The 23,141-nt window shown below is 71.8% G+C and carries 19 protein-coding genes; 10 read left to right on the top strand and 9 right to left on the bottom strand.

Translation table 11 applies throughout. From position 1 onward, the window contains the following. Window positions 1-21: 21 nt before the first annotated feature. The 3 genes from ABZS40_RS02390 to ABZS40_RS02380 all read left to right on the top strand — a co-directional run bounded on the left by ABZS40_RS02390 (window position 22) and on the right by ABZS40_RS02380 (window position 4,309). Entirely contained in the window at window positions 22-504 is a 483-nt protein-coding gene (locus tag ABZS40_RS02390) for a MarR family transcriptional regulator (protein ID WP_091394443.1), read from the top strand. Then, window positions 498-2,231 carry an ABC transporter ATP-binding protein gene (locus ABZS40_RS02385; RefSeq protein WP_354941054.1) on the top strand — a complete coding sequence of 578 codons (1,734 nt, stop codon included), beginning with the start codon at window positions 498-500 and terminating at the stop codon, window positions 2,229-2,231. The genes ABZS40_RS02390 and ABZS40_RS02385 overlap by 7 nt, the downstream gene beginning before the upstream one ends. Before the next feature lie 62 nt (window positions 2,232-2,293). Next, complete coding sequence (locus ABZS40_RS02380; RefSeq protein ID WP_354941580.1) at window positions 2,294-4,309, top strand: ABC transporter ATP-binding protein; 2,016 nt, start codon at window positions 2,294-2,296, stop codon at window positions 4,307-4,309. A 39-nt stretch (window positions 4,310-4,348) separates the two neighbouring features. Here ABZS40_RS02380 and thrS read toward each other — a convergent pair whose 3' ends face one another. Beyond that, entirely contained in the window at window positions 4,349-5,566 is a 1,218-nt protein-coding gene (thrS, locus tag ABZS40_RS02375) for a threonine--tRNA ligase (RefSeq protein ID WP_354941051.1), read from the bottom strand. A 508-nt stretch (window positions 5,567-6,074) separates the two neighbouring features. Here thrS and ABZS40_RS02370 point away from each other — a divergent pair. Beyond that, on the top strand, window positions 6,075-6,695 hold the full coding sequence (locus tag ABZS40_RS02370) for a DedA family protein (protein ID WP_354941048.1): 621 nt from the start codon (window positions 6,075-6,077) through the stop codon (window positions 6,693-6,695). Between the two features lie 188 nt (window positions 6,696-6,883). Then, entirely contained in the window at window positions 6,884-7,534 is a 651-nt protein-coding gene (locus tag ABZS40_RS02365; RefSeq protein WP_354941045.1) for a DUF998 domain-containing protein, read from the top strand. Window positions 7,535-7,574: 40 nt separating this feature from the next. Here ABZS40_RS02365 and ABZS40_RS02360 read toward each other — a convergent pair whose 3' ends face one another. After that, entirely contained in the window at window positions 7,575-8,978 is a 1,404-nt protein-coding gene (locus ABZS40_RS02360; RefSeq protein ID WP_354941042.1) for an NAD(P)H-quinone dehydrogenase, read from the bottom strand. 106 nt (window positions 8,979-9,084) lie between these two features. On the opposite strand from ABZS40_RS02360, the gene ABZS40_RS02355 reads away from it, so the two are divergent. Then, window positions 9,085-9,540 (top strand): gamma-glutamylcyclotransferase, encoded by a 456-nt coding sequence (locus tag ABZS40_RS02355; protein ID WP_354941039.1) that lies wholly within the window; start codon window positions 9,085-9,087, stop codon window positions 9,538-9,540. A gap of 157 nt (window positions 9,541-9,697) precedes the next feature. Here ABZS40_RS02355 and ABZS40_RS02350 read toward each other — a convergent pair whose 3' ends face one another. From ABZS40_RS02350 to ABZS40_RS02340, 3 genes are all read right to left on the bottom strand, one after another. After that, entirely contained in the window at window positions 9,698-10,432 is a 735-nt protein-coding gene (locus ABZS40_RS02350; protein ID WP_354941036.1) for a hypothetical protein, read from the bottom strand. Between the two features lie 104 nt (window positions 10,433-10,536). Beyond that, window positions 10,537-11,499, bottom strand: coding sequence for a hypothetical protein (locus ABZS40_RS02345; RefSeq protein ID WP_354941033.1), 963 nt, complete (start codon window positions 11,497-11,499; stop codon window positions 10,537-10,539). Window positions 11,500-11,503: 4 nt separating this feature from the next. Next, entirely contained in the window at window positions 11,504-12,136 is a 633-nt protein-coding gene (locus tag ABZS40_RS02340) for an MBL fold metallo-hydrolase (protein WP_354941030.1), read from the bottom strand. Window positions 12,137-12,229: 93 nt separating this feature from the next. On the opposite strand from ABZS40_RS02340, the gene ABZS40_RS02335 reads away from it, so the two are divergent. Continuing rightward, the gene (locus ABZS40_RS02335; protein WP_354941027.1) at window positions 12,230-13,195 is read left to right on the top strand and encodes a DUF4349 domain-containing protein; all 966 of its coding nucleotides are present in this window, start codon (window positions 12,230-12,232) and stop codon (window positions 13,193-13,195) included. On the opposite strand, the gene ABZS40_RS02330 is transcribed toward ABZS40_RS02335, so the two are convergent. Together ABZS40_RS02330 and ABZS40_RS02325 are read right to left on the bottom strand one after the other, a co-directional pair. Then, complete coding sequence (locus tag ABZS40_RS02330) at window positions 13,152-14,411, bottom strand: amidohydrolase (protein ID WP_354941025.1); 1,260 nt, start codon at window positions 14,409-14,411, stop codon at window positions 13,152-13,154. The genes ABZS40_RS02335 and ABZS40_RS02330 overlap by 44 nt on opposite strands. Window positions 14,412-14,891: 480 nt before the next feature. After that, complete coding sequence (locus ABZS40_RS02325; RefSeq protein ID WP_354941022.1) at window positions 14,892-16,475, bottom strand: methylmalonyl-CoA mutase family protein; 1,584 nt, start codon at window positions 16,473-16,475, stop codon at window positions 14,892-14,894. Between the two features lie 206 nt (window positions 16,476-16,681). Here ABZS40_RS02325 and ABZS40_RS02320 point away from each other — a divergent pair, with 206 nt between their 5' ends. Continuing rightward, window positions 16,682-18,751, top strand: a complete 2,070-nt coding sequence (locus tag ABZS40_RS02320; protein ID WP_354941019.1) for a protein kinase — start codon at window positions 16,682-16,684, stop codon at window positions 18,749-18,751. A 48-nt stretch (window positions 18,752-18,799) separates the two neighbouring features. Then, complete coding sequence (locus ABZS40_RS02315) at window positions 18,800-20,467, top strand: phospho-sugar mutase (RefSeq protein ID WP_354941016.1); 1,668 nt, start codon at window positions 18,800-18,802, stop codon at window positions 20,465-20,467. A 194-nt stretch (window positions 20,468-20,661) separates the two neighbouring features. Here ABZS40_RS02315 and ABZS40_RS02310 read toward each other — a convergent pair whose 3' ends face one another. Both ABZS40_RS02310 and upp read right to left on the bottom strand, forming a co-directional pair. Next, window positions 20,662-21,339 (bottom strand): GPP34 family phosphoprotein, encoded by a 678-nt coding sequence (locus ABZS40_RS02310; RefSeq protein ID WP_238679674.1) that lies wholly within the window; start codon window positions 21,337-21,339, stop codon window positions 20,662-20,664. A gap of 72 nt (window positions 21,340-21,411) precedes the next feature. Beyond that, window positions 21,412-22,044 (bottom strand): uracil phosphoribosyltransferase, encoded by a 633-nt coding sequence (gene upp / locus ABZS40_RS02305; RefSeq protein WP_354941012.1) that lies wholly within the window; start codon window positions 22,042-22,044, stop codon window positions 21,412-21,414. A 133-nt stretch (window positions 22,045-22,177) separates the two neighbouring features. On the opposite strand from upp, the gene deoC reads away from it, so the two are divergent. Further along, window positions 22,178-23,137, top strand: a complete 960-nt coding sequence (gene deoC, locus ABZS40_RS02300) for a deoxyribose-phosphate aldolase (RefSeq protein ID WP_354941009.1) — start codon at window positions 22,178-22,180, stop codon at window positions 23,135-23,137. Window positions 23,138-23,141: the final 4 nt, after the last annotated feature.

Here is a 23,141-nt window from a genome sequence, read left to right as displayed (position 1 = left end):
CAGGGGACTAACCTACCTGTCGTGGAACTCGTGACCCTCCAGGACGTGCCGCTCGGCCGGCTGCTGGTGGTGGCCGGGCACCTGGTCGGGCAGCGGTGGAACCGCTACCTCGCCGAGGAGCACGGCCTCACCCAGGCCGGCATGATCACCCTGATGACGCTCGCCCGACACGGCGAGTTGCCGCACCGGGCGGTCGCCGAGAAGGGGTTCGTGCGCCCGGCGACGCTGACCGGCATCGTCGACACGCTCGAGCGCGACGGTCTGGTCGAGCGGCAGCGCGACGACAACGACCGACGCAGCATCCGGCTCGCCATCACCCCCGCCGGGCGGGAACGGGTGGCCGCGCTCGGCGCGCTCATGCACTCCGGACGGCCCCTCACCTCGGTCGACGCCGACCCGGCGAAGGCCCAGGTGATCCGGGAGTTCCTGCTTGAGGTCATCGGCAGCGGAGACGACCCGCGGATGACCGGACGCCCTACCGAAACGAAGGACCCGGCGTGCTGATCCGACTCCTGCGCGGCCAACTGCGCACCTATCAGAGACCGTTGCTGGCGGTCGTGCTGCTCCAGTTCGTGGGCACCATGGCCTCGCTCTACCTGCCCAGCCTCAACGCGGACATCATCGACCAGGGCGTGGCCCGGGGCGACACCGACTACATCGTGCGCACCGGCGGCTGGATGCTGCTGGTCAGCCTGATCCAGATCGTCTGCTCGATCGTCGCCGTCTACCTGGGCGCACGGGTCGCGATGGGCTTCGGTCGCGACGTCCGCGCCGAACTGTTCGGGCACGTCAACCGCTTCTCCGCCCGCGAGGTGGCCCGGTTCGGGGCGCCGTCGCTGATCACCCGCAACACCAACGACGTGCAGCAGGTGCAGATGCTCGTGCTGATGAGCTGCACGATGCTCGTCGCCGCACCGATCATGAGCGTCGGCGGCGTGTTCATGGCACTGCGTGAGGACGTCGGGCTCTCCTGGCTGATGCTGGTCAGCGTGCCGGTGCTGGCCATCGCCCTCGGCGCGATCATCCGTCGGATGGTGCCGGGTTTCCGGCTGATGCAGACCCGCATCGACACTGTCAACCGGGTGCTGCGGGAGCAGATCACCGGCATCCGGGTGGTCCGCGCGTTCGTCCGCGAGCCGTACGAGACGGACCGCTTCGGCGTCGCCAACGCCGACCTGACCGCCACCGCTCTGCGTACCGGTCGGTTGCTGGCGTTGATCTTCCCGGTGGTCATGCTGGTGCTGAACGTCTCCAGCGTGGCGGTGCTCTGGTTCGGCGCGCAGCGGGTGGACGCCGGAGCGATCCAGGTCGGCGCGCTCACCGCGTTCCTGCAGTACCTGATGCAGATCCTGATGGCGGTCATGATGGCCACCTTCATGCTGATGATGGTGCCGAGGGCGGCCGTCTGCGCCGAGCGGATCGTCGAGGTGCTGGACACCGACTCCTCGGTGGTTCCGGCCGCCGCGCCGGTCACCGAGCTGCCCACCCGAGCCGAGCTGGAGCTGCGCGGGGTGCGCTTCCAGTACCCGGGCGCTGTGGAGCCGGTACTGCGCGACATCTCCTTCCGGGCGACCCCGGGCACCACCACGGCGATCATCGGCAGCACCGGCGCGGGCAAGACGACGCTGCTGTCGCTGATTCCCCGCCTGGTCGACGTCACCGCCGGCGCGGTGCTGGTCGACGGGGTGGACGTGCGGGAGTTGGCGCCGGACGAGCTGTGGCGACGCATCGGCCTGGTGCCGCAGCGGCCGTACCTGTTCACCGGAACGGTCGCCAGCAACCTGCGCTACGGCAACCCGGACGCCACCGACGAGGAGCTGTGGACGGCGCTGGAGATCGCCCAGGCCCGGGACTTCGTGGCCCAGATGCCCGGCGGGCTGGACGCCCCGATCGCGCAGGGCGGCACCACCGTCTCCGGTGGGCAGCGGCAACGTCTGGCCATCGCCCGGGCCCTGGTACGGCAACCGGAGATCTACCTCTTCGACGACTCGTTCTCCGCGCTCGACCTGGGCACCGACGCGCGGCTGCGAGCGGCACTGCGGCCGGTCACCGCGCAGGCGGCGGTGGTGATCGTGGCCCAGCGGGTCTCCACGATCATCGACGCCGATCAGATCATCGTCCTGGAGAACGGAGGCGTCGTCGGAGTGGGACGACATGCCCAGTTGTTGGAAACCTGCCCGACGTACGCCGAGATCGTGGCCTCGCAGCAGACCTCTGAGGTGGCGGCATGAGCGAGCGTGACGAGCCGCGCACCGCGGCCGTACCCAGTCAGAAGCTGGCCGGCGACGGACGGATGCCGGACGAGACCGCGCAGCAGCCCGGCGGGGGCGCGGCGACGCCGAAGCGGCTGCCGCCCGGCGGCCAGCGCGGCGGCCCGGGGTGGATGAGCGCCGGAATGCCTGCCGAGAAGTCGATGAACTTCGGGCCGTCGGCCCGACGGTTGCTCGGCCGGCTGCGCTCGCACCGACTGCACCTGGCCGCGATCATCACCCTCGCCGTGGTGAGCGTCGGGTTCAGCGTGGCCGGGCCGAAGATCCTCGGCCACGCCACCGACCTGATCTTCAGCGGGGTGATCGGCCGGCAACTGCCCGCCGGCACCACCGCCGAGCAGGCCGTCGCGGCGGCCCGGGCCAGCGGAAACGACAGCTTCGCCGCCATGCTGGCCCGGATGGACGTGGTGCCCGGTGTGGGCATCGACTTCAACGCCCTGAAGCGGGTGCTGCTGCTGGCGCTCGGGCTCTACCTGGCCGCGAGCCTGCTGTCCTGGTGGCAGGGTTGGCTGCTCAACGGAGTCGTCCAGCGCACAGTGCTGCGGCTGCGCGCCGAGGTGGAGGAGAAGCTCAACCGGCTGCCGCTGCCCTACTTCGACAGGCAGCCGCGCGGTGAGCTGCTCAGCCGGGTCACCAACGACATCGACAACATCTCCACCAGCCTCCAGCAGACCCTCAGCCAGCTGCTCACCTCGCTGCTGACCGTCGTCGGCGTGCTGGCAGTGATGTTCTGGATCTCGCCGGTGCTCGCCCTGGTGGCGCTGGTCGCGGTGCCGCTGTCGGTGCTGGTCACCCAGCGCATCGCCAAGCGCTCGCAGAAGCAGTTCATCGCCCAGTGGACGCACACCGGCGAGTTGAACGGCCAGATCGAGGAGGCGTACACCGGTCATGAGCTGGTGAAGGTCTTCGGCCGGCAGCGTGAGGTCGAGGCCGCGTTCCACGCGAAGAACGAGGAGCTGTTCCGGGCCAGCTTCGGGGCACAGTTCATCTCCGGGATCATCATGCCGTCGATGATGTTCATCGGGAACCTGAGCTACGTGGCGATCGCCGTGGTCGGCGGGCTGCGGGTCGCCTCGGGCACGATGAGCCTCGGCGACGTGCAGGCGTTCATCCAGTACTCCCGCCAGTTCACCCAGCCGCTCACCCAACTCGCCTCGATGGCCAACCTGCTCCAGTCCGGGGTGGCGTCGGCCGAGCGGGTCTTCGCGGTGCTCGACGCGGACGAGCAGACCCCCGACCCGGTCGAGCCGGCCCGGGTCACCGACCCGCACGGTCGGGTCGAGTTCGAGCACGTCTCGTTCCGCTACGAGCCGGACAAGCCGCTGATCGACGACCTGTCGCTGATCGCCGAGCCCGGGCACACCGTGGCCATCGTCGGCCCGACCGGCGCCGGCAAGACCACCCTGGTCAACCTGGTGATGCGGTTCTACGAGCTGGACGCCGGCCGGATCACCCTCGACGGGGTGGACATCACAACGATGCGCCGTGACGACCTGCGTGGCCGGATCGGCATGGTGCTCCAGGACACCTGGCTGTTCGGCGGCACCATCCGGGACAACATCGCCTACGGGCGGCCGGACGCGACCGAGGAGGAGATCCTCGCCGCCGCCCGGGCCACCTTCGTGGACCGGTTCGTGCGCAGCCTGCCCGACGGCTACGACACGGTCATCGACGAGGAGGGCAGCAACGTCAGCGCCGGCGAGAAGCAGCTCATCACCATCGCGCGGGCGTTCCTCGCCGAGCCGTCGCTGCTGATCCTCGACGAGGCCACCAGCTCGGTGGACACCCGCACCGAGGTGTTGCTGCAACGGGCGATGGCCGCGCTGCGCTCGGACCGGACCAGCTTCGTGATCGCGCACCGGCTCTCCACCATCCGCGACGCCGACCTGATCCTCATGATGGAGAACGGTCGGATCGTCGAGCAGGGCACCCACGAGCAGTTGCTCGCCGCTCAGGGCGCGTACCACCGGCTCTACCGCTCACAGTTCACCGGCGCGGTGGTCGACGAGGAACCGGCCGCCCAACCGGCGTCGGTCTGAGGTCGGGCGGCCGTGCGCGCGAGACGATCGGTGGGGGTGTCAGTCCGACGGCAGCAGGTCGGTCGCGCGGGCGGCGACCTGCCCGCCGATCAGGGCGAGCGCGGCGTCGGCGGGCATCGGGGCCAGGGCACGGCCACCGCGCAGGCGCAGCGCCAGGTGCCCGTCGGCCACCTCCCGGGCACCCAGCACCCCGAGGTACGGGACGCGGCGGCGGGCCGCGTCCCGGACCCGGGCGCCCAGCGAGCCGGCGGCGTCGACAGCGACCCGCAGGCCGGCGTCGCCCGCCCGCCGGGCCAGGACGGCCGCCGTGTCGGCCTGGCCGTCGTCGACCGGCAGCAGCACCAGCTGGACGGGCGCGTACCAGGCCGGGAACGCCCCCTCGTGCACCTCGATGAGGTACGCGAACAGCCGCTCCATGCTGCCGACCAGGCTGCGGTGCACCATCACCGGCCGACGCCGGCTGCCGTCCGAGTCGGTGTACGACAGGTCGAACCGTTCCGGCTTGTCGAAGTCCAGCTGGATGGTGGAGATGGTCGACTCCCGGCCGGCGGCGTCGACGATCTGAATGTCGATCTTCGGGCCGTAGAAGGCGGCCTCCCCCGGTGCCTCGACGTACTCCACCCTGGCCAGCGCCTCCCGGAGCAACTCCTCGGCGCGGGCCCACTGGGCGTCGTCGCCCACGTACTTCTCGCCCGGTCCGCGCAGCGACAGCCGGAACCCGGCCGGCCGGACACCGAGCGCGGCGTGCGCGGCACGGATCAGCCCGAGGATCTCGACGACCTCCGCGCCGACCTGCTCGGGGGCGCAGAAGGTGTGCGCGTCGTTGAGCGAGATGGCGCGCACCCGGGACAGCCCGCCGAGCACGCCGGAGCGCTCCGAGCGGTACATCCCGCCCAGCTCCGCTATCCGCAACGGCAGCTCCCGGTAGGAACGGCCCCGCGCCCGGAAGACCAACGCGTGGTGCGGGCAGAGCGCCGGCCGGAGCACGAACTCGTCGTCGGCGCTCAGCCGCATCGGCGGGAACATGTCGTCGGCGAAGTAGCCGAGGTGGCCGGAGAGTTCGAAGAGTTCCCGCTTGCCCAGCGGCGGCGAGTAGACGTGCTGGTGGCCGGAGCGGCGCTCCAACTCCCGGACGTACTCCTCGACGGCGTGCCGGGCGGCGGCGCCGGCCGGCAGCCAGATCGGCAGGCCGGCGCCGGCCAGCGGGTCGGAGACGAAGAGGTCCAGCTCGCGGCCGAGCCTACGGTGGTCGATCATGTCGGGCTCCTGGATCGGGTACGACCCGGAGGCGACCTGAGCTCCGTTCGGCGCGCTGCCCTCGGGGGCGGATCGCCCCGGGGCCTGGTCGACTGTGGTTACGTCAGAGCGGCGCGCCGGGGACACCCGGCGTCGTGGTCATCACTACCGCGCTGCGCATACGGCGACCGTACCCTCGCGACGATCGGGGACGCACCCGGATTTACGGCGGAGGGGTGGGCCGCCGGCGCGGGACCCGCCGGCGGCCCTGGCGGCCGAATCGTCAGGAACGGGGGACCCGACGGGCGTGGCCGCGCCGACAACGGTACGCCGAGGAACGCCGTTCTGCCGCCCGCCTCGAACGGGTGGAACAGCCTCCGAACCCGTCACCAGGCAGCGATCGGCCTCGTTGTAGCTGGGTGGCCCAGTCGTGTCGACGGTCACGACGGGCCGGGGCCGTCCACCGTGACGCCGGACACGACGTCAGGCTCAAGACACCCAATCGGCCGCATCCGGCGAGGTGGCAGGCGTGCCCGAACTACTGACTGACGTCGCGTCGCCGACGTGGGCGTACCTGGTGCTGCTCGCGCTCCTGATCGCGGACGCCTTCGTGCCGGTGATCCCCACCCAGATCGTCATGATCACCAGTGGTGCGCTCACCGTCTACGGCGGGCTCAGCCTGCCGGTCACCATCGCCGTCGGCGCGCTCGGCGTATTCGCCGGCGACCTGGCCTGCTATCTGCTGGGGCGCAGCGCGCCGGACCGGCGGCCACCCCGGCACGCCGAGCTGAGCCGCGCCCGCCGGGTGGCCAGCCGGGTCACCCAGGGGCTGCGACAACCCGGGCCGCTGGTCATCCTGCTCTGCCGGTTCGTGCCCGGCGGCCGGATGGCGGCCTGCTTCTCGGCCGGGCGTAGCCGCTACCCGTACCGCCTGTTCGTGCTCTACGAGGCCGTCGCCGCGCTGGGCTGGGCCACCTACGGCGCGCTGGTCGGGCACCTGGGCGGCACCGCACTGACCGAGTCGGCCTGGCGGCTGGCCATCATCGCCACCGTCGCGGCGGCCGGATTCGCTGCGGCCGGGTGGGCGATGACAGTGGTCAGCGCCCGCCACGCCCGCGCCGCCGCCGCGGTCAAGGTCCCCCTAGACTGACCCGGTCCCACCCCAGCCTCCGCGATCTTGCACTTACTGTCCCGGCAATTGGGGCATGCCACGCATACGAACGACCGAAAACGCAAGATCGCGGCGGGTTGTTGAAGGGCCTCTAGGGGTGGTCCCGGGGAGCGATTTCGGTGGCTGTCCCGGATTCGGCTGGGGTGTCCGCGGCGACAGGCTGAGGCATGCCTGTTACCCGGAGTACCGGCCTGCTGGCCCTGGGCGGGATCGCCCTGGCGGCGCTGCTCACCGTGATCGGCCACCTCGAAGTCAACGACGACCTCAACCCGTGGGCGTTGACCATCAGCGACTTCGCGGTCTCCGACCGGGGCGGCGTCATCGACATCGCCATGGTGGTGCTCGCGCTCGCCACAGTGGCGTTGTTGTACGGACTGCGCCACACCGCTCCACCCCGACCCCGCTCCGGTCGAACGGCCGAGCTGCTGCTCGGCGCATGGGTGGGTGGGCTGCTGCTGGCCGCCGTGGTGCCGACGAACGAGCCGGGCACCGCCATGACCACCGCCGCCTACCTGCACCGGTACGCGTCGGTGGTCGCCTTCCTGGCGTTGCCGATCGGCGGCTGGCTGCTCGCCCGCCGACCCGACCTGACGCCCGCCGCCCGGACGCTACGCACCCTGGTCCTGCTGAGCCTGGCCCTGGCGGCGGCGATGATCTGGTCCGCCTACCCCGGCGACCGAATGCTCATCGGCCTGGCCGAACGCCTCCTGATCCTCACCGAGGTAGCGGTCCTGGCGACGGTAGCGACGACCCTCACCCGACCTTCATCCGTCGATCATGCAGTTGTGGTGCCTCACAAAAGGGGTGTGGCAGCGTAGAACGACCACCACAAGTCCATGATCGACGAGGACGGGGCGTCTACTCCAACTCGTGCAGCATGAGCTGGCGGGCCGCCTCGGTGATCGAGCCGGACAGGCTCGGGTAGATGGTGATGGTCTGGGCCAGCTCGTTGACGGTGAGGTTGTTCTCCACCGCCATGGTGATGGGCAGGATCAGCTCGCTGGCCTTCGGAGCGACCACCACACCGCCGATCACCTGACCGCTCGCGGGACGGCAGAACAGCTTCACGAAACCGTCGGAGAGGTCGTCCATCTTGGCCCGGGCGTTGCCGGACAGCGGCAGCATCACCTGCCGGGCCGGCACCTTGCCCGCGTCCACCTCGTCCTGCGAGACACCCACTGTGGCCAGCTCCGGGTCGGTGAAGACGTTCGCCGCGACGGTACGCAGCCGCAGCGGGCGGACGGCCTCGCCGAGCGCGTGCCACATGGCGATCCGGCCCTGCATGGCGGCGACGCTGGCCAGCAGCAGCACCCCGGTGCAGTCGCCGGCGGCGTAGATGCCGGGCACGTTGGTCCGGGAAGCCCGGTCGACGGTCAAGTAGCCGCCCCGGCCCAGCTCCACCCCGTACTCGGTCAGGCCCAGGTTGGCCGTGTTGGGGATCGAACCGACGGTGATCAGCGCGTGCGAGCCGGTCACCTTACGGCCGTCGGAGAGCTCCACCTCGACGCCGTCGCCGGTCCGCCGGACCGCGTCGGCCCGGGAGTTGTTGAGGATCTCCATGCCCCGGTTGCGGAACACCCGCTCGATGGCCGAGGCGGCGTCGGCGTCCTCGTGGGGCATCACCCGGTCCCGGCTGGAGACCAGTGTCACCTCGACCCCCATCGCCAGGTACGCGCTGGCGAATTCCGCGCCGGTCACGCCGGACCCGACCACGATCAGGTGCTCGGGCAGCTCCGGCAGGTCGTACACCTGTCGCCAGGTCAGGATGCGCTCGCCGTCCGGCACGGCGGTGGGCAGCTGGCGGGGAGTCGAGCCGGTGGCCACCAGCACGGTGGACGCGTCGATCGAGTACACGTCGCCACCGTCGGCGGGGGTGACGACGACCCGGTGGGTGTGCCCGAGGGAGTCCTCGCCGAGCCGGGCGGTGCCGGCCACGAAGGTGACCCCCGCCTTCAGCAGCTTGGCGTGGATGTCCGCGGACTGCGCTAGGGCCAACCGCTTGACCCGCCCGTGCACCGCCCGGGCGTCGACGGTGACCGCCTCCAGGCCGTCCGAGTGCACCCCGAACTCCTCGGTGTCGCGGTAGCCGGTGACCACCTGCGAGCTGGCGATGAAGGTCTTCGACGGTACGCAGTCGGAGAGCACGCAGGCCCCACCGGCACCGTCGGCCTCCACCACTGTGACATCGGCGTCCAGCTGGGCGGCGACCAGAGCCGCCTCGTACCCGGCCGGCCCCCCACCGATGATCACGATCCGGCTCACAGCTTTCGCCCTTCGTCAGTGCTCACAGTGATTTTCTTCTCCCGAGCGCATTCGACACGCACTGTCGTATTCTCCCCCACCCGTCGGCCGGGCTATCGTCATCGCCGTGCGTCATCACGCCGCCTACGGCTCAAATCTCGACCCTGCCCGGATGCGCGCCTACTGTCCGCATTCGCCGATGGTGGGCACCGGCTGGCTGGAGGGCTGGCGGCTGACCTTCGCCGGGGCGGACGTGATCGGCTGGGAGGGTGCGGTGAGCACCCTGGTCGAGTCTCCCGGTGACCGGGTCTTCGTGGCGCTCTACGACATCCACCCGTACGACGCGGGTCAGCTCGACGAGCTCGAGGGGGTGACCGCCGGCACGTATCGCAAGCTGCACGTGCGCGTCTCCACCCTCGACGGCGACGTGACTGCGTGGATCTACGTCTTCAACGGGTACGAGGGTGGTCTGCCGACCGCGTGGTACCTGTCGGAGATCGTGAACGCCGCCGAGAAGGCGGGCGCCCCGGACGACTACGTCACCGAGCTGCGGGCCCGCCCCACCGGCACCGCGTCGGCGTAGCAGCGCGTATCGCACCCCTCCAGTCTGCTCCCGCTGTCCACCGGAGCGCCGGGCGGGCCGGGCCGGGGTCGTCAATCACACACCGGCCGCCTGAACAGGAAGTTCGTACATGTCGGTCCACTGGGTCTCCCGCAGACCCACCGACGGCGGCCGAGGCTCAGCCGAGGTCGACCCGGGTGCGGTGCAGCAACTCCACCAACTCCGCGCCGTCGGCGGGGCCGAGGGCCGTGAACGCCGGCGCAGCCAGCCGGTTGGTCACCGCCTCCGCCCAGAGTCGGCGGCGCACCAGCGGCCCGATCGGCGGGTACGGCGGCGGCCAGCCACAGGCCACCGCCCCGGCCTCGCCCTCGGGCCCGGCCAGCACGGCCTCCAGCGGGGTCATCCCGGCGGCGCGTACCGCCAGCAGGTAGGCGCCGGTGAAGTGTTCCCGGAGCAGCCGCAGCCCGGCGGCGCTGCGGGCCCCGGGAGAGAGATCCGGAAGCGGCATGGCCCGCCACGCGGCGAAGAGCGGCATCGCACTGGCCTCCGCGGCCACCACGGCCCGCTCGACGAGCGCTGACAGGCGCTCGGTGCCGGGCAGGGGGCCGAGTTGCTGGGCCCCCCACCGGCAGCATTCGGCGAGGCTCGCGGCGGCCACCTCGAACGGCGGAACGACCCGGGCGGCGGCGTCCCAGCCGTCGGCGACTGCGTCCGGGGCGATGAACCCGAGGGCGGCGGCAGCCGTCTCGGCCCGCACATCGCCGAGCGCGCCGGCCCGGCCGCTGATGTAGAAGGCCCAGCCGGAAATGCCGAGCAGTCGGGCCCGGCGCAACGTGGTCGGGTCCCGACTGAAGGCGTCGCCCAGGTCGAGCACGACGGGCTTACTGGCGGCCGCGACCTGCTCCGGAGTCACAGCGGTGCCCCGCTCGGGCAACCGGACCCGCCGACCACGACCACGCCCCGACCCGGGGTTACCCGCCGTGCACGGTCCGCACACTCGTCGTCGTCCATCGATGGTCAGTCTGCCGCGCCACCGCCCGCGTCCGCATTCCCCTCTTCGGCCGCCAGTGCCTCGACCTCACCGGCGCGCCGCCGGGCCACGGTGACCGCCCGCTCGGCGGCACGCCGGGCGAGCTTGGCCCGGCTGAGGTCCTGCTCGGCGACCGCGCGCCGCCGCTCCAGCTCGGCCAGCTCGGCCTCAAGACCATCGAGTACGGCCGCACCGTCGCGCTCCTGCCCGGTCGCCTCGGTCAGCTCGGCCTCGGCCCGCTCCTGGTCGGTCTGGGCCTTCGCCAACTCCCGGTCCAGGGCACGGCGCTGCCGGGCCCGCTCGGCTCGGGCCGCCCGCTGCGCGGCCTGCTCGGCACGTTCGGCCGCCCGGTCCGTGCGGGGTGCCGCCTCCGCACGGCCCCGTTGCGGGCCGGGTCGGCGGGCCGGGCGTTCCTCCTCGCGCTCCTCGTCATCGCCGGTGACCAGCCGCAGTTGCGGCCGGGGCACCTCACCGAAGCCGGCGTAGCTGGCCGCCCGCAGCAGCCGGCCGGCCCGCACCTGCTCGGCGACCTCGACGTCGGAGAACGCCGCGTTCAGCGTCGCCTCCACCTCGGCCAGGGGCAGCCGGCTCGCCGGTGGCGCGTCCGGCTCGGCCGCGGCGAGCTTGCGCACCTCGGCGACCAGGGCGCCGACCACCGCCCGGCGCTGCGCGGACAACTCCCGCAGTCGGGGCCCGCGCAGCTCCCGCTGGGCGACCCGCAGGGCGTCGGCGAGCTGCACCAGATCGGCGACCAGCTCCGGACGTCGGATGGCGAGCAGATTCACCAACCAGGCGGCCACCGTCGGGCGACGCAGCCGGGCCAGTTGCCGGGCGGTGGTCGGGTCGCCGGACCGGCGGGCCTCGGCCACAGCGGCGTCCCGGGCGGCCACGAACCGGTCCGGTGGGGTGCGGTAGAGCTGCTGCACCAGCTCCGCGGAGAGGCCGGGCATCGGGTCAGACGTCCACCCGGCTACCGGGCTCCAGCCGCTGGTACTCGGTGCCGGACAGCGCTGTGTACTGCCGGTCGAGCACGCCCAGCCCGTTGTCGTTGAGCAACGCGTCGTGCAGGGCGTACGCGCGTCGCGGCGCGACCGCGCGGATGAAGTCGAGCACCTCGGAGAACTTCGACCAGGGGGCGTGGATCGGCGCGAAGAGCGTGTCGACCGGTGTCTCGTCGGGCACCACCAGCGAGTCGCCCGGGTGGTAGACCACGTCGTTGATCAGGTAACCGAGGTTGTCGATCACCGGGATGTCGGGATGGATCACGGCGTGCCGCCCCCCGTACGCGCGCACCGCGACCCCGGCGGCGGTGAACGACTCACCGACGCTGACCGGGCGCAGCACGTCGGCCGCGTCGCCCAGGGCCTCGCCGAGCGAGGCGGGCCCGTGGATCGGGAACGGCTGTCGGTCGAGCTGGCGGCGCACCGCTGCCAGGTCGAGGTGGTCGGGGTGTTGGTGGGTGATCAGCACCGCGTCCGCACCGTCCAGCGCCGCAGCGGCGTCGCTGAACACACCGGGGTCGACGACGAGCACTCCCCCGTCGTGTTCCACCCGAAGGCAGGAGTGGGCGTACTTGGTGAGCCGCATCGTGACTCCTCGATTATCGAATCGTGACGTCCTCAGCGCAGTCTGCCGGAACCAGCCGGTGTGCACGTCGCGTCCGAGCTATCGCCACACCGGTTGACGACGATGGGAGCGGGGATGGACGGACAGGTGGGACGACGCCGCGGTGCGCTGCTGGCGGCGACGACACTGGCGGCGGCGCTGGCGCTGACGGGATGCGGTGCCGGCGACAGTGGGTCGAAGGACGCCGCGGGCTCGGCGGCCGAGGCGCCGGCGGCCAACGGTGGCGAGGCGGGCCGGGACGCCGCCGCGGGCGCACCGGAGGGGGCCGGCGCCGGCGCGCCGGACCTGCGGGTCGACCAGCGGGCGATCATCTACACCGGAACGATGCGGGTGCAGGTGGACGATGTGGACTCGGCCGCCCGCGAGACCACTGCCGTGGCCACCCGGGCCGGTGGCTTTGTCGGTGGTGACGAGCGGCGCAGTGCCGACGACGACGACGCGGTGGCGGAGCTGGAGCTGCGAGTGCCGGCGGCGAAGTTCACCGACGTGGTGGAGGAGATCGCGAAGCTCGGTCGGCAGCAGAGCCGGGAGATCAACACTCAGGACGTCACCGAGGAGACCGTCGACCTGGACGCCCGGATCACCAGTCAGCGCGCGCGGGTGGAGAGCGCCCGCCGGTTGCTGGCCAGGGCTTCCTCGATCACCGACCTGGTGTCGTTGGAGAACGAGTTGGGTCGCCGGGAGGCCGACCTGGCCTCGCTGGAGGCCAAGAAGCGACGCCTGGCCGACCTGACCGCCCTCTCCACGATCACCGTGTCGCTGGCGGGCCCGGCGGCGAAGGACACCGAGGAGGGGGCCGAGACCGGCTTCCTGGTCGGGCTCCGGGGCGGCTGGAAGGCGTTCGTCGTCTCGATGACCGTCCTGCTCACGGTGCTGGGCGCGTTGCTGCCCTGGCTCGTGGCGTTCGGCGTACCGCTGGCGGTGCTGCTGGTGGTGCTGCGCCGACGGCGCAGGACCCGGGCTCTGGTCGCGCCGGTCAGCGCGCCGCCGCCAGTGCCCTCAGCGCGGTCTGCACCATGACGCGGACGCCGACCGGGATGGCCCGCTCGTCCACGTCGAAGCTCGCCCGGTGCAGGTCGACGTTGGGGCCGGAGCGACCCACGCCGAGCCGGGCGAGGGCGCCGGGGACGTACTCCAGGTACCAGGAGAAGTCCTCGCCGCCCATGCTCTGCGGTGTCTCGGCGATCCCGTCCGGGCCGAGTGCGGCGGCGGTGGCGGCGGTCAGCACCTGGATGGCGCGGGCGTCGTTGCACACCGGCGGCCGGCCGCGCAGGTATTCCAGGTCGACAGTGGCACCGGTCGGTGCGATCACGTCCCGCACCACCTGAGCGACGATCTTGGGAGCCTCCTCCCAGGTGTCGCGGTCCATCACGCGGAGGGTGCCGGAGGCGCTCGCCTCGGACGGGATGACGTTGTAGCGGGTGCCGGCCGAGGCGTGGCCGAAGACCAGCAGCAGGCCGCTGTTGGCCGGCACCCGACGGCTGACCAGGGCGGGCACCTCGGTGATCAGCCGACCGAGGGCGTCGACCATGTCCACTGTCAGGTGCGGACGGGCGGTGTGCCCGCCCGGGCCGGAGAGTCGGACTGTCACGTTGTCGGCTGCCGCGGTGATCGGGCCGACCCGCAGGCCGACCTGGCCCACCGGCAGGTTCGGGTCGCAGTGCAGCGCGAAGATCTGCACCACGTCGTCCAGGCCGCCGGCCTCAATGACCTCCAGCGACCCGCAGGGCAGGATCTCCTCGGCCGGCTGGAAGATGAGCCGGACCCGACCGTCCAGCTCACCGAGGTCGGCGAGCTGGGCCAGCAGCATGCCGACGCCGAGCAGGATCGAGGTGTGCACGTCGTGCCCACAGGCGTGGCAGACGCCCTCCACTGTCGACCGGTACGGGACGTCCTTGGGGTCGTCCAGCGGCAGGGCGTCGATGTCGGCGCGCAGCGCCACGACCGGGCCGTCCGGCCTGCCGTTGACGTCGCAGATCACGCCGTTGCCCTTGGGCAGCAGGCGCGGGGTCAGCCCGGCCAGCGACAGCTCCCGGGCGATCAGCGCGGCCGTCTCGAACTCGTTGCCGGAGAGCTCAGGGTGCGAGTGGAGGTGACGGCGCGTAGCGATCAACCCCGGTGCCCGGAGCGCGAGAAGGTGGTCCAGCTCGCGGGGCAGGGGCTGGGATCCCGGTGGCGTCTCCGGCCAGGACGACGCCAGCTGGCCATTTGTGGGCAGCGTCAACGCACTCGTCACGTCGAATTCTCGATCACTAGGAATGGATGGATCATCGGGGACAGCAGACAGCCTAGACCTCCGACGGTGACGCTGCGCAACCTCGTTACGGTAATGATCGGACCGCGCAGAGTCACGTATGCCCTGCTGGGGGCGCTCCTCAAGGCGGGGGACAGCAGGTAGATCACGGTCGAATGCCGTCATCAGCCCCTCACCTCCTACAACGCGTAACCGATCGCGGCGGTCACGAATCCCGGCGCCAGTCGGAGCCCTGTTGCCAAATTGTCGCATTAGTCGGGGTGATGAACTGACACTCCGACAATTAGCCGACCACACTCCGCAACGAGCCGGATAAGGACGCTCACACGCACCCACCCACCGTGGGCGCACAGGGTGTGCGTCCCGGCTCAACCGACCGGATACCCGCTGAGAGCGCCGGACACACCGCGCCCCGAGGCCGCAGTCGCGGCCAGGCGCTCAGCCGCAGTCGCGGCCGGGCGCTCAGAAGCGGTCGGTGGGCCGGTACAACCCCCACACCTCACGCAGCGTCCCGCAGACCTCGCCCACTGTCGCCCGGGCCCGCAGCGCCTCCTTCATCGGGTACAACACGTTGTCAGTGCCCTCGGCGGCGGCCCGAAGATCGGCGAGAGCCCGCGTCACCGCGTCGGCGTCCCGCTCGGAGCGCAGCCGGGCCAGCCGGTCGGCCTGGGCCGCCTCGATCGTCGGGTCGACCCGCAGCGGCTCGTACGGCTCCTCCTCGTCAACTGTGAACCGGTTGAGCCCGACCACCACCCGCTCCCCCGAGTCGATCTCCTGGGCGATCCGATACGCGGACTGCTCGATCTCCCGCTTCTGGAACCCGGCCTCGATCGCGTCCACCGCCGAGCCGTGGTCGGCCACCCGCTCCATCAACTCGACGGCAGCGGCCTCGATCTCGGCGGTCATCGCCTCCACCACGTACGACCCGGCGAACGGGTCGACGGTGGCGGTCAGGTCCGTCTCGTAGGCCAGCACCTGCTGGGTACGCAGCGCGAGCCGGGCCGCCTTCTCGGTGGGCAGCGCGATCGCCTCGTCGAAGCTGTTGGTGTGCAACGACTGGGTGCCACCGAGCACGGCGGCCAACCCCTGCACCGCCACCCGAACCAGGTTCACCTCCGGCTGCTGGGCGGTGAGCTGCACGCCCGCGGTCTGGGTGTGGAACCGCAACATCATCGACTTCGGATCCTTGGCGCCGAAGTCGTCCCGCATCATCCGGGCCCAGATCCGCCGGGCGGCGCGGAACTTCGCCACCTCCTCCAGCAGCGTGGTGCGGGCCACGAAGAAGAACGACAGCCGGGGCGCGAAGTCGTCGACGGCGAGCCCGGCGGCCAGCGCCGCCCGGACGTACTCCACCCCGTTGGCCAGGGTGAACGCGATCTCCTGCGCTGGCGTCGCGCCGGCCTCCGCCATGTGGTAGCCGGAGATGGAGATGGTGTTCCACTTCGGCACCTCGCTGCGGCAGTACGCGAACGTGTCGGCCACCAGGCGCAGCGACGGCTTCGGCGGGAAGATGTACGTCCCCCGGGCGATGTACTCCTTGAGGATGTCGTTCTGGATGGTGCCGTTGAGCGCCGTGCCCGGCACCCCGTTCTCCTCGGCGACGAGTTGGTAGAGCAGCAGCAGCACCGAGCCGGGCGCGTTGATCGTCATCGAGGTGGACACCTTGTCCAGTGGGATGTCGGCGAAGAGCAGCCGCATGTCCTCGATGGAGTCGATCGCCACGCCCACCTTGCCGACCTCGCCGTGCGCGATCGGCTCGTCGGAGTCGTAGCCCATCTGGGTCGGCAGGTCGAACGCGACCGAGAGGCCCATCGTGCCGGCCCGCAACAGCTGGTGGTACCGCGCGTTGGACTCGGTGGCGGTGCCGAAGCCGGCGTACTGGCGCATGGTCCACGGGCGGGAGGTGTACATGGTGGGGTAGACACCCCGGGTGTACGGGAACTCGCCCGGGCTGCCGAGCCGGGAGTCCAGGTCCTCCGGAAGGTCGGCCTCCGTGTAGACGCCGTTGATCGGGAAACCGGACTCACTTGACCGCCGTTGGTTCATCCCCGGATGGTAGGACGCCTGGCCACGTCGTCGGGTGAGGGATACCGCACAGTGCGTCCCGACCGGTCGACACCAGGTGAACGACAGGGCACGTTCTGTCGACTTCGACAAACGTCCGTCGCGTCGGCTTTCGCATCGGGCGTCGGAACCAGCAAGATAGGGGGGTTGTGTCCCAGCCCCCCTCGATTTCCCCCGGTGGCTTTTCTGTGACTCAGATCCCGACGTGGAGCGGCGGACCAGTTAGTCCCGCCAACGGACGAGCGGCGCCCGGCACCACCATTGGTGGCCGGTACTCGCTGCGGTCCTCGGTGGGCAACGGCGGCATGGGCACGGTGTGGCGCGCCACAGACACCCTGCTGCGCCGTGACGTGGCGGTGAAGGAGGTCGTCCTGCCCCCGGGGCTGGCCCCCAGCGACCGCGACGCGATGTACGAACGCACCCTGCGCGAGGCCCGCGCCGCCGCCGCCATCCAGCACCCCGCTGTGGTGCAGGTGTACGACGTGGTCACCGAGGCCGGCCGGCCGTGGATCGTGATGGAGCTGCTGGACGCCCGCAGCCTCGCCGACATGGTGATCGAGGACGGGCCGGTCGCGCCCCGCGCCGTCGCCAAGATCGGCATCGCGCTGCTCGGCGCGTTGGAGGTCGCGCACGCGATCGGCGTGCTGCACCGCGACGTCAAACCCGCAAACGTGCTGATCTGCACCGACGGGCGCTGCGTGCTGACCGACTTCGGGGTCGCCCGGATGCCCACCGACGTGCAGCTCACCACCCCCGGCATGGTGCTCGGCTCGCCGCACTTCATCTCGCCCGAGCGGGCCATGGGCCAGGAGTTCGGCCCGCCCAGTGACCTCTTCTCGCTGGGTGTGACGCTCTACACCGCCGTCGAGGGGCGGCCCCCGTTCGACAAGGGCGACCCGATCGAGACCATGCACGCAGTGGTGGAGGACCCACCCGCCCCACCGCAGCGCAGCGGCCCGCTGACCCGGGTGCTGATGGGTCTGTTGGAGAAGGACCCGGCGCGCCGACTCGATGTGCACACCTCCCGGGCGATGCTGCGCGAGCTGCTCGCCGGCCCGCTGGGCAGCACGGCGACGGCTGTGCACTCGGTCACCGACCCGTACGCCGTGGTGCCGGTGCAGCAGCGCCCCATCCCCGTCCTCCCGCCGGCCCAGCCGGAGCCGAAGCCGGACAGCCAGATCGGTGGTAAGGCGATGCTGGCCCCGGGCGAGTCCCTGACCGACCGGCTGGCCTCGCTGCGCCGGGGCGAGCGCCCCCAGGCAGCTCGCGCGGCCGGCACCACCGGTGGGCTCGACGAGACCAGCGCCGACGCGTTGGCCGGCCCGCTGCACACGCCGACCGGCGCGATGCCGGCCCCCGGCCGACCGGCGGTCGGGCGCACCTACGGCGGCAACGCGGACGCCACCCAGCGGGTGGACGCCGGCGGGCACCCCGACGCCACCCAGCGGGTCAGCTACGGCAGCCCGGCCGATGCCACCCAGCAGGTCGGGTACGGCGGCGCAGCACCGGAGGCCACCCAGCGCGTCGGCGGCACCTACGGTGGCGGCAACCAGTGGTCGGTGCCGGGCACCGGCCAGCCCTGGGCCACCACTCCCGCCGCTTCCGGTGGCAGCGCGTTGGACAAGGTCCGGGCCACCGGTGGTCAGCTGGTCACCACTGTCAAGGGCTGGCCGCGCAAGGTGCAGCTCGCCGCGGCCGGCGGTCTGGTCGTGGTGCTGCTGCTCACCGCTGTGGCGCTCTCCAGCGGCGAGGGCTCCCCGCCGAACACCCCGGCGGCGCAGCCCACCGCGTCGTCCGCCCCGGTAGCTCCCACTGTCGAGATGCAGGAGCACACGTCCCGCGGAATCCAGGTCATGGTGCCGAAGGGCTGGAAGAAGACCACCGGCGGCTCGTACACCGACTACGTCGACCCGGCGGACAGCGGCCGCAAGGTCCGCATCATCACCGAGAAGTGGAGCAGCAGCTCCACCCGGTGGGCCGAGACGGCGGAGAACGGCCTCAAGACCCGGAGCACCTCCTGCGTCAAGCCGTACAGCCAGATCTCCGCCACCGAGACCGAGCTGGCCAGCAAGCCGGCAGCGGAATTCGAGTACACCTGCGGTGAGGGTGACGCGATGCGGCACGGCGTCTGGCGGGGCGTGGCGCAGGACGGCAAGGCGTACTCGTTCTACCTCACCGCCACCGACGCCAAGTTCGCGGAGAGCAAGCCGATCTTCGACGAGATGGCGCGGACGTTCCAGCTCACCGGAGACGGCTGAGCCGGAGGGAACCCGCAGGGGTGATCCGCCGCCGTGCTATCAAGGGGCATGGCGGCGGACACCACTGACATCGACGACATTCGCGAGCAAGCCCGGCGCTGGCTGGCCGACGACCCCGACCCGGTCAGCCGGGACGAGCTGACGGCGCTGCTCGACGGGCTGCCGGCGAGCGCCCCGGAGCTGGCCGACCGGTTCGCCGGCCCGCTGACCTTCGGCACGGCGGGCCTGCGCGGCCCACTGCGCGCCGGCCCGAACGGCATGAACCTCGCCGTGGTCACCCAGGCCGCTGCCGGCCTGGTCACCTGGCTCGCGGCCCAGCGTGGCACCGGCCCGCTGGTGATCGGGTACGACGCCCGGCACGGCTCGCGGCAGTTCGCGGAGCGCACCGCCCAGGTGGCCACCGGCGCGGGCCGCCCGGCGCTGCTGCTGCCTTACCCGCTGCCCACCCCGGTGCTGGCGTACGCGGTGCGGCACCTCGGCGGTGTCGCCGGCGTGATGGTCACGGCCAGCCACAACCCGCCGCAGGACAACGGCTACAAGGTCTACCTCGGCGCGGAGCTGGGCGGCGAGTTGGGCGCTGGCGCGCAGATCGTGCCACCCGCCGACGCCGGTATCGAGGCGGCCATCCGATCGGTCGGGCCGCTGGCCCAGGTGCCGTTGGGCGGGCCCGGTCAGGTGCTCGGCGACGACCTGGTCGCCTCGTACGTCGAACGGGCCACCGCGGTGATCGACCCGGACGGGCCACGGGACCTGACGGTGGCGTACACGCCGCTGCACGGGGTGGGCGCGGCGGTGCTCACCGCCGCCTTCGCCAGCGCTGGCTTCCCGACCCCCGGGGTGGTGCCCGACCAGGCCGAGCCGGACCCGGCGTTCCCCACCGTGTCGTTCCCCAACCCGGAGGAACCGGGTGCGGTGGACCGGCTGATCGCCCTGGCCGACTCCACCGGCGCGGACCTCGCCATCGCCAACGACCCGGACGCCGACCGTTGCGCTGTGGTCGTCCGGGAAGACCGGCACGGCTGGCGGATGCTGCGCGGCGACGAGGTGGGTGTCCTGCTCGCCGACCACCTGATGCGTCGGGGGGTGACCGGGCTCTACGCCACCACCATCGTGTCGTCGTCACTGCTGCGGGCGATGTGCGCGGCCCGGGGCCTGCCCTACGACGAGACGCTGACCGGCTTCAAGTGGATCGTGCGGGCCGGCGGCGGGAGCGCGCCGCTGGTCTTCGGATACGAGGAGGCGCTCGGCTACTGCGTCGCCCCGGAACACGTCCGGGACAAGGACGGCATCACCGCCGCGCTGACAGTGGCCGAGTTGGCCGCCGGCCTGAAGACGCAGGGTCGTACGCTGACCGACCGGCTGGACGAGCTGGCCGCCGAGTTCGGCGTACACCACACCGACCAGCTCTCCGCCCGGGTGGACGACCTGCGGGTCATCGCCGACGCGATGGCCCGGATCCGGGCGGCCACCCCGGCCACCCTGCTCGGGCAGCCGGTGGACAGCGTCCGGGACCTGCTGCCCGAGTCGGACGTCGTGATCCTGCGGACCGCTGCGGCCCGGGTGGTGATCCGCCCGTCCGGGACCGAGCCGAAGCTCAAGGCGTACCTCGAGGTGGTGGAGCCGGTGCCCGACGGCGACGTCGCCGCCGCCCGCGCCCGAGCGCAGTCGGCGATCGCGCGGCTGCGCACGGAGATCGCCGCGGCCCTGGGGCTCTGACCGGCGGGCCGGGCCGGGGCCGACCACCCGAGGGCCTGGCCGCCCGGTGGTCGGGTGGTGCGCGTCCTTTGCTCTGCTTCAACCCACGCTACGGAAACGGGCCGGAAGTGTTGCCTCCGTTGAAGCAGAGCAAAGGACGCGCAGGCAGGGGGCCGACGCCTGGTCGCAAACTTCAGACGACCGTCGCGCGCGGGTCAGCGGCGCGGGCCGAGGGCCTGGTCGACGGCCTTGGCCAGGGCGGCGACGACCAGGCCGACCGACGGGCGGACCACCGAGTCGTCGGTGCTCACCTCGCCGGAGAACCCGGCGCCGGTGGCGATCTCCGTCAACCGGCGGCGGGCGTCGGCGGCGGCCTCGCCGCTCACCCCGAGCGCGGACTCCATCCGGAGCACCACGACCAGGGTGGCCAGCGCGGCGGTCCGCTCGTCCGGGGCTGCCGCGCCGGTCAGCGCCTCGGCCAGCCGCTGCCGCGTCTCCGCCTCGACGGAGGTGTCCACGACCGGGTAGCGGTGCACGTGGATGAAGCCCAGCTCGGTCTCGTCGACGTCCCGGACGACGCCCTGCCGGCACAGGTCGGCGAGGATCCGGTCGCGCAGGCCGTGCCGCAGACGCTGCACCCAGGACGCCGGGGTGTGCGGGGTGTCGGCGGTGATCCGGCTGAGGACATCGTCGCTGAACGGCTCGCCGGTCGGCGTCGGGTCGATCACCGTCAGGGACCCGTCGGCGTACGCGATCCGGCCGGCCAGAGCCAGCTCGACCAGCACCGCGGCGGCCATGCCCAGGTCCAGGCTGATCCGTGGCATGGTCGCCTTGCCGGTCGTGTCGTCGTAGGCGAGGAGCAGCAGCTCCTCGGCGAGCGCAACACCAGTCATGGCCGGAGACGGTAGCGGGTCCACGCACCGCGCGCACGGACCCGCCGGACCCGGCACCGACCGGGTGTCCCCTCAGAAGCGGGGCATGCCACCGAACTGACGGTCGCCGGCGTCGCCGAGGCCGGGGACGATGAACATGCTGTCGTTGAGCCCCTCGTCGATCGAGGCCGTGACCAGGCGCAACGGCAGGCCGGAGCGCTTCAGTCGGTCGATGCCGACCGGGGCGGCGAGCACGCAGAGCACTGTGATGTCGGTGCAGCCCCGATCGGCCAGCAGCCGACAGGAGTGCTCCAGCGAACCACCGGTGGCCAGCATCGGGTCGAGCACCAGCACCGGCAGCCCGGTCAGGTCACGCGGCAGCGATTCCATGTACGCGCGGGGCTCGTAGGTCACCTCGTCGCGGGCCAGGCCCACGAAACCCATCGACGACTCGGGCAGAAGGCCCAACGCGGCGTCCGCCATGCCCAGGCCGGCGCGCAGCACCGGGACCAGCAGCGGTGGGTTGGCCAGTCGGGTGCCCTCGGTGCCGGTGACCGGCGTCTGCACCGGGTACCGCTCGACGGGGAAGGTGCGCGCCGCCTCGTACACCAGCATGGTGGTCAGTTCGTGCAGCGCCGCCCGGAACGTCGAGGAATCGGTGCGCGCGTCCCGCATGGCAGTCAACCTGGACTGGGCCAGCGGGTGGTCAATGACGTGTACGTCCACGATCGCTCAACCTACCGGTCCGTACCGCGTGGCGGTGCGGGTGCGGTCGGACCAGGGACGCCGCTCACGTCGGCAGGTTACCGAGCGCTCGTGAGCAAGATCACTCGGCGGTGCGGTGCGTAGACTTCCCGGCATGACGGCGACAACGACGTCGGCCCGGTCGGAGCTCTCCGAGCTGGGACGATCCGAGACCGCTCTGCGGACCTTCCTGCACGGCCTGCCGGGCGTGGACCAGGTCGGCGCGGAGCAGCGGGCGGCACAGCTCGGCACCCGCTCCATCAAGACCACCGCCAAGGCCCAGGCGATCGATCTGGCGATTCGGATGGTCGACCTGACCACCCTGGAAGGGGCGGACACCCCGGGCAAGGTGCGCGCACTCGCCGCGAAGGCCCTTCGTCCGGACCCGGCCGACCCGTCCTGCCCGCACGTCGGCGCGGTCTGCGTCTACCCGGCGATGGTCCCCCACGTGGCGGAGGTGCTGCGCGGGTCTGCCGTGCACCTGGCCAGCGTGGCGACAGCGTTCCCGTCGGGTCAGGCGCCGTTGGAGATCAAGCTGGCCGACACCCGGGCCGCCGTCGCGGCAGGCGCCGACGAGATCGACATGGTGATCAACCGGGGCGCGTTCCTGGCCGGGCGCTACAAGGAGGTCTACGACGAGATCGTGGCCACCAAGGAAGCCTCCGGGGATGCCCACCTCAAGGTGATCCTGGAGACCGGCGAGCTGGCCACCTACGACAACGTCCGGCGGGCCTCCTGGCTGGCCATGCTGGCCGGCGGCGACTTCATCAAGACCTCCACCGGCAAGGTCCCGGTCGCGGCGACGATGCCGGTGACCCTGGTCATGCTGGAAGCGGTCCGCGACTTCCGCGAGGCGACCGGGCGTCAGGTGGGCGTGAAGCCCGCCGGTGGCATCAAGACCACCAAGGACGCGATCAAGTACCTGGTGATGGTCAACGAGACCGTCGGCCCGGACTGGCTCGACCCGGACTGGTTCCGCTTCGGCGCGTCCAGCCTGCTCAACGACCTGCTGATGCAGCGCACCAAGCTGACGACCGGCACCTACTCCGGTCCCGACTACTTCACCCTGGACTGATAGC

The organism is Micromonospora sp. NPDC005324, assembly GCF_040607155.1.
GTDB lineage: Bacteria > Actinomycetota > Actinomycetes > Mycobacteriales > Micromonosporaceae > Micromonospora > Micromonospora trifolii.
The sequence above is the reverse complement of the archived record's forward strand: the minus strand, read 5'-3'. Positions and strand labels throughout refer to the sequence as shown.

What these genes read in the sequence shown, in the direction of transcription:
- deoC (WP_354941009.1), top strand. Translation starts at nt 22,178, where the DNA reads ATGACGGCGACAACGACGTCGGCCCGGTCGGAGCTCTCCGAGCTGGGA.
- ABZS40_RS02315 (WP_354941016.1), top strand. Translation starts at nt 18,800, where the DNA reads ATGGCGGCGGACACCACTGACATCGACGACATTCGCGAGCAAGCCCGG.
- ABZS40_RS02345 (WP_354941033.1), bottom strand. Translation starts at nt 11,499, where the DNA reads ATGCCCGGCCTCTCCGCGGAGCTGGTGCAGCAGCTCTACCGCACCCCA.
- ABZS40_RS02380 (WP_354941580.1), top strand. Translation starts at nt 2,294, where the DNA reads ATGCCGGACGAGACCGCGCAGCAGCCCGGCGGGGGCGCGGCGACGCCG.
- ABZS40_RS02340 (WP_354941030.1), bottom strand. Translation starts at nt 12,136, where the DNA reads ATGCGGCTCACCAAGTACGCCCACTCCTGCCTTCGGGTGGAACACGAC.
- ABZS40_RS02365 (WP_354941045.1), top strand. Translation starts at nt 6,884, where the DNA reads ATGCCTGTTACCCGGAGTACCGGCCTGCTGGCCCTGGGCGGGATCGCC.
- ABZS40_RS02310 (WP_238679674.1), bottom strand. Translation starts at nt 21,339, where the DNA reads ATGACTGGTGTTGCGCTCGCCGAGGAGCTGCTGCTCCTCGCCTACGAC.
- thrS (WP_354941051.1), bottom strand. Translation starts at nt 5,566, where the DNA reads ATGATCGACCACCGTAGGCTCGGCCGCGAGCTGGACCTCTTCGTCTCC.
- ABZS40_RS02325 (WP_354941022.1), bottom strand. Translation starts at nt 16,475, where the DNA reads ATGAACCAACGGCGGTCAAGTGAGTCCGGTTTCCCGATCAACGGCGTC.